At 57.1% G+C, this 11587-nt stretch carries 9 protein-coding genes; 2 read left to right on the forward strand and 7 right to left on the reverse strand.

The genetic code is table 11. From position 1 onward, the window contains the following. Positions 1-23: 23 nt before the first annotated feature. The 7 genes from FDK21_RS10355 to FDK21_RS10385 form a co-directional block, all read right to left on the reverse strand. Positions 24-1022 carry a BMP family ABC transporter substrate-binding protein gene (locus FDK21_RS10355; protein ID WP_198662755.1) on the reverse strand — a complete coding sequence of 333 codons (999 nt, stop codon included), beginning with the start codon at positions 1020-1022 and terminating at the stop codon, positions 24-26. A gap of 604 nt (positions 1023-1626) precedes the next feature. Next, positions 1627-4089: an ATP-dependent helicase HrpB gene (gene hrpB, locus FDK21_RS10360; protein ID WP_138148450.1), complete on the reverse strand. Its 2463-nt coding sequence runs from the start codon at positions 4087-4089 to the stop codon at positions 1627-1629. A gap of 59 nt (positions 4090-4148) precedes the next feature. Next, complete coding sequence (locus tag FDK21_RS10365; protein WP_138148623.1) at positions 4149-4820, reverse strand: ATP-binding cassette domain-containing protein; 672 nt, start codon at positions 4818-4820, stop codon at positions 4149-4151. Between the two features lie 75 nt (positions 4821-4895). Continuing rightward, positions 4896-6593 carry an ABC transporter permease subunit gene (locus tag FDK21_RS10370; protein WP_138148451.1) on the reverse strand — a complete coding sequence of 566 codons (1698 nt, stop codon included), beginning with the start codon at positions 6591-6593 and terminating at the stop codon, positions 4896-4898. 134 nt (positions 6594-6727) lie between these two features. Beyond that, the gene (locus FDK21_RS10375) at positions 6728-7921 is read right to left on the reverse strand and encodes an ABC transporter substrate-binding protein (protein WP_138148624.1); all 1194 of its coding nucleotides are present in this window, start codon (positions 7919-7921) and stop codon (positions 6728-6730) included. Positions 7922-8358: 437 nt separating this feature from the next. Further along, positions 8359-8844 carry a bacterioferritin gene (bfr, locus tag FDK21_RS10380; RefSeq protein WP_114007652.1) on the reverse strand — a complete coding sequence of 162 codons (486 nt, stop codon included), beginning with the start codon at positions 8842-8844 and terminating at the stop codon, positions 8359-8361. A 254-nt stretch (positions 8845-9098) separates the two neighbouring features. Further along, positions 9099-9368: a (2Fe-2S)-binding protein gene (locus FDK21_RS10385; protein ID WP_138148452.1), complete on the reverse strand. Its 270-nt coding sequence runs from the start codon at positions 9366-9368 to the stop codon at positions 9099-9101. Positions 9369-9490: 122 nt separating this feature from the next. Between FDK21_RS10385 and FDK21_RS10390 the strand changes: the two genes are divergently transcribed. Both FDK21_RS10390 and FDK21_RS10395 read left to right on the forward strand, forming a co-directional pair. Further along, complete coding sequence (locus tag FDK21_RS10390) at positions 9491-10237, forward strand: SDR family oxidoreductase (RefSeq protein WP_114007654.1); 747 nt, start codon at positions 9491-9493, stop codon at positions 10235-10237. A 310-nt stretch (positions 10238-10547) separates the two neighbouring features. Then, on the forward strand, positions 10548-11411 hold the full coding sequence (locus tag FDK21_RS10395; RefSeq protein WP_171022026.1) for a DUF2189 domain-containing protein: 864 nt from the start codon (positions 10548-10550) through the stop codon (positions 11409-11411). Positions 11412-11587: the final 176 nt, after the last annotated feature.

The following is an 11587-nucleotide window of genomic DNA, read 5'->3' on the forward strand; positions in this document are numbered from 1 at the left end:
GCGGGGCGTTGAAGCAGATTGCCTTAGAATGGGCAGGTATTGTCGGCACGATAGTCATGCACAACGATTTTGCCTTCGACAATGTCTTTGGACGCCTGAGCCACAGCAGCACGCATGTCTTCGGTGATCAGGTCCTTGTTGTTGGCATCGTCAGCCCATGCCACGCCGCCTTCAGCAAGACCAAGCACGTTGATGCCCGAGCTCCAATTGTCGTCGGCCAGATCTTTGAAGGCTTTGTAGACAGCGATGTCGACGCGCTTAACCATGGAGGTGAGGACTTTGCCCGGATGCAGGCCATTCTGGTTGGAGTCAACACCAATGCCCAGTTTGCCAGCGTCAGCGGCTGCCTGCAGGACGCCAGCGCCCGTGCCGCCAGCAGCATGATAAATCACGTCAGCGCCACGATCGATCTGGGATTTGGCCAGTTCGCCACCCTTCACAGGGTCATTCCATGCAGCGCCAGTGGTGCCGGTCATGTTTTCAAACACTTCCAGATCCGGGTTGGCTGCTTTGGCACCCTGCTTGTAGCCGCAGGCAAAAGCACGGATCAGCGGAATGTCCATGCCGCCAACAAAACCGACTTTGCCCGAACTGGCCGCTTTGGCAGCCAAAAGACCAACAAGGTAGGAGCCTTCATGCTCCTTGAAGACCACGGAGCGGACGTTTGGCAGATCGACAACCATGTCGATGATGGCAAACTTGGTTTCCGGGAATTCCGGTGCCACTTTCTTCAATGCTTCCGCATGGGAGAAACCGATAACGACAATCGGGTTGTGACCTTTTTTAGCGAAGCGGCGCATGGCCTGTTCGCGCTGGGTGTCATTCTGAATTTCAAAATCGCGGTAAGCGCTACCGGTGTCTTCCTTGTATTTCTCAGCGCCGGCATAAGCGGACTGGTTGAAGGACTGGTCATTCTTGCCGCCGAGGTCATAGACAACGGCAGGATTGATGTCTGCAGCAAATGCAGCGCTTGCAGCCATTGCGGCAGCAAAAGCAGCGGCACCCATAAATTGACGCAACATGTAAAACCCCTTTTGTCGATATCTGTTATGCTTGTTGAACCGATCTGACGAACGATTTTCGTCATGCCCTGCCCCGCTTCAGTCCAAGCCGCCCGAAATTGGCAGCGCCTGATAGTCCGCAGGGGCGGCATTGGACGTTAGTCTGGCACGGTCCGCCCTTGATTGCAGCCAGAAAATTTTATTTCCCCCATCGTGATAGCGCATTGCTTCACGCCAAGGACTGCAATTGATGCATATGCCGCTGCGACATTCTGTATTCAGGGTTTATCCGGAGGGTTAAGCACGCTTTTTGCGTCCACACCTACGCCAAAATGCGATCATCCGCCGAACAAGTCTGGATCAATGATCTGTTTTTGAGATCATTCAATATACAACCGTTGCCTTTTGTGCGACTTTTTGACAGTTGATAACTTGAACGATCGTGCGAACTTCCTGCCTTTTTCACACTGATGTCGTCAAAAACAAGTCAATCGGAGCGTTGAACAAGAGACTCAGTCGGCAAAAAGACCGCTTTTCGCGTACTCAAAGCGCTATGAATCGCCTTTGGTGGGTTTCTTTCGCGCTGGTGATTTCACGCTCGCTTCCCCTTTGAGCGCGGTTACCCCTATTTGCCCCGTGGTTTGGCCCGCCGTGTTGCTTGTGTCGTCAACGGATCATCGGGCCAGACATGCTTCGGATATTGGCCGCGCATGTCGGCTTTGACATCCTTCCATGAGCCACGCCAGAAGCCCGGCAAATCGCGGGTGACCTGCAAGGGACGATGGGCGGGCGAGAGCAAATGCAGCAACAGGGGCAATTTGCCACCCATGATGGACGGATGGCTATCAAGACCGAACAATTCCTGCACCCGCACGGCCAGAACCGGTCCATTTTCTGCCCCGTAATCAATCGGTATTTTCGAGCCTGTCGGCACGACAAAATGGGTCGGCAGAACAGCATCCAGCGAAGCAAGGCGGTCATAGGGGACTTGGGCTTGCAGAGCCGACTGGAGATCGCCGCTGGTGATGTCAGACAGGGCCGTTTTGCCGGCAAGGAAGGGCTGCAACCAATCCTCGAGACTTTCCAACAGCCCGGCATCGGAAAAGTCTGGCCAACCCTCCTCCCGCTCGGCGACGAAGCGAATGCGACCGCGCCAACGCTGGGTTTCCTTCGAGAAGGGCAAGACCCGCAGGCCTTCCTTGCGGATGGCGGCAATCAGGGCTGCGCTGATGGCGTCCGGGGATGGCTGCTTCAAGCGCTTTTCTGCCAGCACGATCCGACCAAGGCGAGTTTCGAGCTTGGCGGAGACAGTTCCGGTCTGGCGATGATAGGTGACAGCTTCTTCTTGAGTGATCAGGTCGGCAAAGTTGTCGACCACCGTCTTGCGGTCAATCGGGGCTGCCAGCGTGATGCGGGCATTGCCTGCAGCACCTTGCAAGTCCGCCACCACCAAAAACATCTCGGTGTTGAGCGGGTCTTCCGGGTCGAGCACCCCGCCCCGCCCAGAGGCCAGCAAATAGCGCCCCGCCGCGCCGCGCCGCATGGCGATGCGGTCGGGATAGGCCAGTGCCAGAATGGATCCAGCTTCTTCGGGTGGGATTGCGCCTTTGCCAGATGCCTTGCTCCAGCGGCTGGCCAAGGCCTTGATGTCTCTGGCCCTAGGCAGGCGGTTGCTGTCGAGATCCTGCAGCAGGCGTCTTAGATCATTGTGCCGCATGCGGCCGCCTTCGGTCAGCAAAGCCGCGATGCGGGCAGCCAGAGGTTCGCCCCCCTGCCTGCGACTGAGCACCAGCATATGGGCCAAACGCGGCGGCAGAGGCAAGGTCGCAATGGCCTTGCCATGGGCGGTCAACAGGCCCTTGTCATCGAGGGCACCAAAATCCGTCAGAAGCTTGACCGCCTCGCTCCATCCGGCAGCCGGGGGCTGATCAAGCCATTTGAGATTGGTTGGGTCGCTCTCTCCCCACAAAGCCAGATCAAGCACCAGTCGGGAGAGATCGCTTTCGAGAATTTCCGGCGGCTCAAAGGCCGGCAGGGCAGCGGTTTGCCCCTTGTCCCACAGACGATAACAGACACCGGGCTCGGTCCGGCCAGCGCGGCCCTGTCGCTGGTCGGCGCTGGCGCGGGAGACACGGACGGTTTCCAGTCGCGAAATGCCCAGATTGGGTTCAAAGCGCGGTCGGCGAACCAGCCCCGCATCGATGATCACCCGGACGCCATCGATGGTCAGCGAGGTTTCGGCGATCGAGGTGGCCAGTACGATCTTGCGTTTGCCTGCGCCAACGGGGCGGATGGCGAGATCCTGCGCCTTGCCATCCATTGCGCCATAAAGCGGGGCAAGCAGGATGTCCTTTGGCAGGCGCTTGGCGAGACGCTCCTCGGTGCGGTGGATTTCGGCCTGACCGGGCAGGAAGACAAGCTGGGATCCTTCCTCTTCCTCCAAGGCCTGCATGACGGCGGCGGTGACGGCATCCTCGAGCCGGCCTTGCGGTTTGCGCGGCAGATAGCGGGTCTCGACAGGGAAGGTGCGGCCCATGGATTGGACAATCGGCGCATCGTCAAGGATTGAGGCGACGCGACCGCCATCAAGGGTGGCCGACATGACAACGAGACGCAGATCATCGCGCAGGGCGGCTTGCACTTCCAAGGTGAAGGCCAGCGCCATGTCGGCATCAAGGCTGCGTTCGTGAAACTCGTCAAACAGCACCAATGAGACCCCTTCCAACCCCGGATCATCGACGATCATCCGGGCAAAGACCCCTTCGGTGACCACTTCTATGATCGTGTCTTTCGAGATGCGGCTTTCTATGCGGACGCGATAGCCGACGCGCTTGCCAACCGGCTCGCCTAACAGCTCGGCCATGCGGCGGGCGGCGGCACGGGCGGCCAGCCTGCGCGGCTCCAGCATGATGATCTTTCCCTCTCGCCATGGCTGATCGAGGCAGGCGAGCGGCACGCAGGTGGTCTTGCCCGCGCCCGGTGGAGCGATCAGCACCGCGCGGCCCGCATCACCCAGCGCGCTCAACAAAGACGGCAGGGCTTCACGAATGGGAAGATCAGGCAAGGGGATGGCATCAAATTTCGACATGTCTTCGCCTACCCGCTTCGATACAGGAAGGCAAGCCATTTGCTGGCGCAGCCGCTGGTTCAGCCGGTGACCAGTTTGGGAACATCAAGCCGAATGACCCGACCACCAGCCGCGTCGGCATCGGCTTCATCATGGGTAACAAGCAGGATCGGAAGGGCACGCTGCCGCGCTTCCTCAAACACCCAGTGGCGCATCTGCTGCCTGAGATTGGCATCGAGCTTGGAGAAAGGCTCATCCAGCAACAGGGCGCAAGGATTCGACAACAGGATCCGGGCAAGCGCCACGCGGGCTTTCTGCCCTCCGGACAGGGTGGCTGGATCGCGGTCGGCAAAGCCGGTCATCTCGATATGATCAAGCGCCGCTTCAATATGCCCCCGTCTCTTGGCCCCACGCAAGGAGGATGCCAGACCGAAGGAGAGATTGTCTCCCACCGACATGTGCGGGAAAAGCAAGGGATCCTGAAACAGAATACCAATATGGCGTTTTTCCGCAGGCAGCTTTGTGACGTCCCGACCCTGAAGCAGGATCCGCCCTTCCGCCTCGAATTCGGATGACAGAAAGCCACCGAGAAAGGACAACAATGTTGACTTTCCAGACCCTGATGGCCCCATGATGGTGAGGATTTCGCCAGCTGCGACCGACACGGACAGATCGATCAGCAGGTCTCCCCTGAGGCGGATGCGGACCTTGTCCAGTGTCAGGTCCCTCTCATTGCCAGATTGCTTTGCCATCATGTCGGGCATTGTTTCAAGGTTGGATTTTTGTGCGGGCTTTTGGAGCACAGTATCAAGCATCGTTGGTCTCTCCTAGCCGTGTACCGGCTTCATATCGCCGCGATTGCGGAATACCAGCGCAGGCAGAGCCGTTGCCAGCAGAAAGCCAGCGAATGGCAAAGCCATTTGCACCAGAGCATAGACACCGATGAGGCGACGGTTGCCGCCAGCACTCAGGGCTACGGCTTCGGTGGTGATCGTGTCCCAGCGGCCGCCGCCGATTAACAGGGTTGGCAAATATTGCCCGATGGAAACCGCAAAACCGACGGCGGCGGCGGTGAGGATCGGGCGCAGTAGCATCGGCAGGCGCAGGCGCAGGAAGGCCACCCACGGTCCACAGCCCAAAGACGCTGCGAGCTGGGCGTAGCGTGGGTCAAGACTGCGCCATGGGTCGGCCAGTGACAGAAAAATATAGGGCAATACGAAAATCAAATGGCTCAGAACCAAAGTCGGCAAACTGTGGGCGCTGCCGCCAAGCAGAAACAGCAGTTGCAAGCCGAACAGAAAGGCGACTTGCGGCACGATGAGCGGCACATAAAGCAGCATCAGGCTGCGGCGGGATGTCTTGCGGCGGGATCGGTTCTCCGATTCCAGACAGGCGATGGTTACGACCAGCGCAATCAACGTGGCCAGAGAGCCGATCAGGACGGAGTTGATCAACGGGTCCCCCATCATCGTGGCTTGCCGCTCCCAACTGCGCATGGACAGGGTCGCGGGAAAAGCATCGGGGAAGCGCCACAAACCGGCAACCGACCACAACCCCATGCCTGCCAAGCCGAGCACCATCACCAGAACAGCGGCAATGGTTGCCATCGCGGCAGCCCCTCGCAAAAGCAGATCCTGTTGAAAGCGCGCACCTGAAACCGCCAGATGCCGAAAGAGTCGACCGGTCAATTTTTCACCGACCCACCAGAGCAGAAGAGCGAACAAAGTGACAGCCAATTGCAGAATTGCACCGGCCGAGGCGAGAAAGCGGTATTCAAGATCCGGGTCACTCATCCAGCGGGTCAGCTGCACGGCCAGTGTTGGTGGGTTTGTGGGGCCAAGGATCAGCGCCACATCGACCACCGAGGTGGCATAGGCGATGACGGCAAAGACCGGCAAGCGGATCTGGGCATAAAGGCGCGGCCAGACCGCATAAATCCAGGCAGACATCGGACCGTATCCCAATGTCCGTGCGACATTTGCATGGCGGCGTGGATTGACTTGAGGCAAGGCCGCAAGGCTGACCAACAGCAAGAAGGGCAGCTCCTTGGTCGCAAGGCCGGCAATCATTGCCAGCCCCAGACCGTCATGGGGGAAGATCCAGTCCGGCGGTCGGCTCCAGCCAGACAGGTCAGGGGAAATCATCCTTGTCAGCCAGCCCGATGGAGCGAGCAGGAAGGCGAAGCCCAACGCGGTAGCCGCATGCGGAATGGAGAGCAACGGGCTGACCAACCGCTCGATCCAGCGAAAGAAGGCTGTCCCCGACCATGCACCGAGCAAACCGATGGTGATCAACAGCGCAATCAGCGTTGTCACCAGACCCGCTGCCAAACTGAGCATAATGGACTTGCCAAGTCCTGCTGTGGCAAACAGGGCGCGAAATGGGTCGAGCGTCACAGCATCGGCTCCCAGCACCGGCAGCCAACCAAAGGCAGGCGCCAGCGATCCTGCAAGGCCCGCAAGAATCGGTCCCAGCATCAGGATCAAAGCCACAGCGGGCGCTATGAGGGTGGTGCGTGAGGACATGGGGCTTATGCCTGCTTCCTGTCAGAGCGAAGGGTTCCTGTCGACGTTAAGGCTGTCAGCGAAGGGCACGTCTTGTTGCCTAAGACACTGGGCGGGGCATTGTAAACACCCCGCCCGATTGCTCGGCTCGGTGCCTATTGCACGGCGTAGCGTTTGGTCCAGTCGGCCTCGAAGCGGGTCAACCAGGAGGCGTGCGGTTCCGACAGGGCCGGGCCGAATTCTTCTGGCTTCAGGGTGGCGATACCAAGATCAAGCGCCTCAAAGCGGGCCTTGTCCTTGGCACTGAGGCTGGCGATATTCAGAACCGTCGGATCACCCCAGACCTGCGGGTCCTGCTTCACCGCCTGGGCTTCGGGCGACAGCAGGAAATCGGCCAAGACCAAAGCACCAGCCTTGGCGTTGGCATTGAAGGGGATCGCGACAAAATGGCTGTTGCCGATGGTGCCGCCCTCGAAGGTGAAAGAGCGGACGGTGTCTGGCAGTTCCTGATTGGCAATCGACGCGGATGCATCGCTTGGATTGAAGGTGAAGGCGATTTCTGTTTCGCCGTCGGCCAGCAAGTTTTTCAGGCTCGAGACATTGTCCGGGAAGGCCTTGGCCTGCCGCCACAGATGGGGGTGTAATTCGTCCAGATAGGCAAACAGTTTGTCGGCGACCGGCTGATAGGTGGCATCTGTTGCCTCGCTTGACAGGACGGCGGGATCCTCAGCCAGTTCCAGCGCCAGTTGCTTCAAGAAGGTGGAGCCGATGAAATCCGGTGGCTTTGGATAGGCAAAGCGGCCGGGATTTTTCTTGGCCCAATCGAGCAATTCGGCGGCGGATTTTGGCAGGTCTGTGGTGATCGCACTATCATAAAAGAAGGACAGCTGCGCCATGCCCCACGGGCTTTCCAGTCCATCGGTGGGAATGGTGAAATCGGTGGTGAGGGTCGGCTTGCCATCGATATCGGCATATTGGTAGTTGGGCAGATCCGGAGCCCAGCTCATGGGCAGCAGCAAGCCTTTTTCCTTCAGGGAGGCGAAGTTTTCGCCGTTGATCCAGACCAGATCAACCGAGCCACCTTCTTCCTTGCCTGCTGCTTTTTCCGCGATGATCTGGGAGACCACATTGGCGGTGTCGCTCACCTTCACATGCTTGACGGTCACATCATACCGCGCCTTGAGCTGTTGGCCTGCCCAGTCGATATAAGCATTGATCCGGTCACCGCCGCCCCAGGCGTGGAAATAGACGGTCTGGCCTTTGGCCTTGGCAAGAACTGCCTGCCAGTCCTTGACATCAAGGTCGGCGGCAAAGGATGCACCGGACGAAAGAGCAAAGCTGCCAGCCATCAGAGCCGAGCCAAGCAGCAGGGTTCGACGTGTGAAAGTTTGGGGCGAAAACAGGTTGTGAAGGGCAGACATTCCGGTTTCTCTCTCCTTTGCGTCCCAATCGCCAGACTTGTGCGACGATGTGGACATCAAATTCTCTGTGTTTCTCGACTTCGCGGCAATCCAAGAGATCAGACCCCTCTTAGAGCAACGGGACTTGCACACTTCCTCCTTTGCGCCTGTCCGGCCAATGTTGGCATCAAACAACAAACCGGACCGCAGCACCATAAAAATAGCGCTATAGGGGATGAGTGCCTGTGCTTGTTGTTTCAGTCGGGCAAGCACACGGTCAATTCACAACTACTTGAAATCCATAACAATCACGACGCTTCACACAGCAAAAAGGCCCGCATCCGGCTGGATGCGAGCCTTGGTGTCAGCAATGATGCCGGGCGCGATCAGTCGCCAGCGCCAGCATCTTCAGCCTGCAGCTGGGCATATTTCTGATCGCCAAGCTGGTCGAGCAGATTGAGCTGGGTTTCGAGATAATCGATATGGCCTTCTTCGTCGGCCATCAGCTCTTCGAACAGCTTCATGGTGATATAGTCGCCGGCTTCGTTGCAGCATTCGCGGCCTTCTTTATAGAGCGCGCGCGCAGAAATCTCACCTTTCAGGTCGCTTTCCAGAATTTCCTTGATGGTCTGACCAATCATCAGTGGATCGAGCTGCTGCAGGTTTGGATGGCCTTCGAGGAACAGGATGCGCTCGATGAATTTATCGGCATGTTCCATTTCCTCGATCGATTCCGCGCGCCATTTGGCCGCCATTTTGGTGTAACCCCAATCGTCGAGGAGACGATAATGCAGCCAATATTGGCTGACCGCCGTCAGTTCACTGCGCAAACCCTTGTTCAAATACTCAATGACTTTTTCGTTACCCTTCATGATGGTCCTCTCCACGATGGTGTGTGGTCAATCTTCAATATGTCCGGCAGCCGTCCACAGGCCATGGAGCGGCGGTGCTTGATGTCGCATCGAGTCGTCTTTGGCGGAAAGTATACCGCCGGTATGAGACTGCGGATATGCGGCAAACTACCAAAGTGCTGGCGGGCAAAGTCCACTATCTTAGAATGATTCTAATTTAGAGACACAAAGGGGTCTCGTCAAGGTAAAATGCGCAGGATTGACGCAATCAGCGCTTATTCTCCGGCTTCCACTTTTTCGCGATCAAGATAGTGCGGTACGCGGATTCGGGCGATTTCATCTCTTTGGGCAATGGTCACATCATAGCCCTTGGAAAGCAACAGGGCATCGATCGAGGGTCGGCAACAGCCGCATTGGGGACGACAGCCACAGCCACGATAGATCAGATTGGACCGGATCGGACGATCGGGATTTTCGTTCCGCAAACGATCTGCAACTTCAATGATTTGCCCATCGGTGATGCGATTGCAATGACATATGATCATGGAGGGCGATTCCCGGTTTCTTGCCTGCTTAAAATTTGAGCCTGAAATTCACATATAGGCGGTCACCAAAGGATTGGCAAATCCGCTTGCGCACCTTATCTTGAGTTGGAAAGGAATTTGGCATGACCAATAGCGACAAAAAGACACTGGTGCTAACCGGCGCGAGCCGCGGCATCGGACATGCAACTGTGAAGCGCTTCTCCAAGGCGGGATGGCGGGTGATCAGTTGCTCCCGACAGCCATTTTCCGACAAATGTCCGTGGCCAATGGGGGAAGCAGATCATATCCAGATCGACCTGTCGGACCCGGACAATCTGGGTGTCGCGGTCGGTGAGATCCGCAAGCGACTGGCGACCGAGGGCGGCAAACTGAATGCGTTGGTCAACAATGCGGCCATCAGCCCGAAAAATGAAGAAGGACAACGACTTGACAGCCTCGAGACACCAATGCATTTGTGGCGACAGGTCTTTCAGGTGAACTTCTTCGCGCCGATCATGTTGGCCAGGGGCCTGTTTTCGGAACTCAAGGCAGCGGAAGGGTCGATCGTCAATGTGACCTCGATTGCCGGTATGCGGGTGCATCCTTTTGCCGGCACGGCTTACGCAACCTCAAAGGCGGCCCTGGCGTCACTGACCCGAGAAATGGCAGCCGATTTCGGACCGCACAATATCCGGGTGAATGCCATCGCGCCGGGCGAGATTGACACCTCGATCCTGTCACCGGGGACGGAGAAAATCGTCGAGACCATTCCGTTGCGTCGCCTGGGCGCCCCGGGTGAGGTAGCCGACACGATCTTCTATCTCTGCTCAGAGGAAAGCAGCTATGTCACGGGCAGCGAGATTCACATCAACGGCGGCCAGCACGTTTAGGCCTCCAGCGATATTTCCTCCCAATTTCAATCACTTATTCGCAGAAGGCCCCTGATTGCGAAAAAATGAATACTGCAATGCACATTATAATTTTTGCATTGATTCCAGTATTTTACAGAAGTTTTTCGCAACAGTCTGTCAAGTTATGCTGCGACGCATTATCATTTCTTGCAAATGTGACATTGTGTCGCACATAATTCCCGCTAGGATGGTCTCATACGCAGAAACGCGAATGAACCGACAGGCAGAGCTAACCCCTCTCAGTACATCATACAAAGAGGGCGGTTTTGTCTGCTGGCGGGAGGACCCAATGACAGACGCAATCGATGCCGGATCCGTAACTCTTGAGGGCAAACACAAGGATGCAGCACCGGCACGCAAGATGCCCAAGCCGATTATCCAGACCCTGACAACCGACGATCTGACCGAAGCGCTCAGTGCGGGCTTGCGTGACTTTCAGGCCACCGCGATGTATGGGCTGTTCTTCGGCGCCTTCTATGCCATCGGCGGCTGGTTGCTTCTGTGGCTGATGAGTTCCTACAATCTGCCCTATCTGGCCTATCCACTGGCTTCCGGCTTTGCACTGATTGCACCCTTCATTGCTGCTGGCCTGTATGAAATCAGCCGCCGCCGTGAACTGGGACTACCGCTCGGCTGGTCCCATGTGCTGGGCGCGATCTTCAGCCCCCAGAGCAAGGAGTTGCGCTGGATGGCGCTGGTGACCGGCTTTGCGTTCATCATCTGGATCGATATTGCCATCTTCCTCTATGTGATCTTCTTTGGCTTGCAAAGCATCAATGTCAGCGAACTGATCACCACCATTGTCACCACACCGGAAGGGGCGCTGTTCCTGCTGGTCGGCAATCTTGTCGGGGCGGCGCTGGGCGTGGCGGTGTTCTCCATCACCGCCATTTCCTTCCCGTTGCTGCTCGACAAGGATGTCGACTTTATCACAGGCATGATCACGTCGATCAAATGTGTCCTGACGAATCAAAAGGCTATGCTGAGTTGGGCCATATTCATCGCTTTCATGCTGATGATCAGCCTTGCCTCTTTCCTGTTGGGACTGATCTTCGTGCTTCCTTTGCTCGGTCATGCAACCTGGCACCTATACAAACGTGCAATTCTCTTTGAAGAAGCAACATTTTCTGATGCAACCGATGATATACAGTGATAGAGTGAGGGGTAGTTTCTTTGGCTCGTCCCCAAAATTGGCCAAAGAGACCGAGTTCATCTGACGAGATGACCGATCGCGAATATTGCGAGGAAAGACCGGAGCCTACCTGCTCCGGTCTTTTTGCATGTCAGAGCGATATTTGCAGGCAGCCTGCCCGACAGTTACAGCGGATT

Source organism: Cohaesibacter sp. CAU 1516, assembly GCF_005771485.1.
Classification (GTDB): Bacteria; Pseudomonadota; Alphaproteobacteria; order Rhizobiales; family Cohaesibacteraceae; genus Cohaesibacter; species Cohaesibacter intestini.

Bases quoted from the DNA above. Each gene is read 5' to 3' on its own strand.
- bfr (WP_114007652.1), bottom strand. From the start codon at position 8,844: ATGAAGGGTAACGAAAAAGTCATTGAGTATTTGAACAAGGGTTTGCGC.
- hrpB (WP_138148450.1), bottom strand. From the start codon at position 4,089: ATGTCGAAATTTGATGCCATCCCCTTGCCTGATCTTCCCATTCGTGAA.
- FDK21_RS10390 (WP_114007654.1), top strand. From the start codon at position 9,491: ATGACCAATAGCGACAAAAAGACACTGGTGCTAACCGGCGCGAGCCGC.
- FDK21_RS10375 (WP_138148624.1), bottom strand. From the start codon at position 7,921: ATGGCTGGCAGCTTTGCTCTTTCGTCCGGTGCATCCTTTGCCGCCGAC.
- FDK21_RS10365 (WP_138148623.1), bottom strand. From the start codon at position 4,820: ATGGCAAAGCAATCTGGCAATGAGAGGGACCTGACACTGGACAAGGTC.
- FDK21_RS10385 (WP_138148452.1), bottom strand. From the start codon at position 9,368: ATGATCATATGTCATTGCAATCGCATCACCGATGGGCAAATCATTGAA.
- FDK21_RS10370 (WP_138148451.1), bottom strand. From the start codon at position 6,593: ATGTCCTCACGCACCACCCTCATAGCGCCCGCTGTGGCTTTGATCCTG.
- FDK21_RS10395 (WP_171022026.1), top strand. From the start codon at position 10,548: ATGACAGACGCAATCGATGCCGGATCCGTAACTCTTGAGGGCAAACAC.
- FDK21_RS10355 (WP_198662755.1), bottom strand. From the start codon at position 1,022: ATGTTGCGTCAATTTATGGGTGCCGCTGCTTTTGCTGCCGCAATGGCT.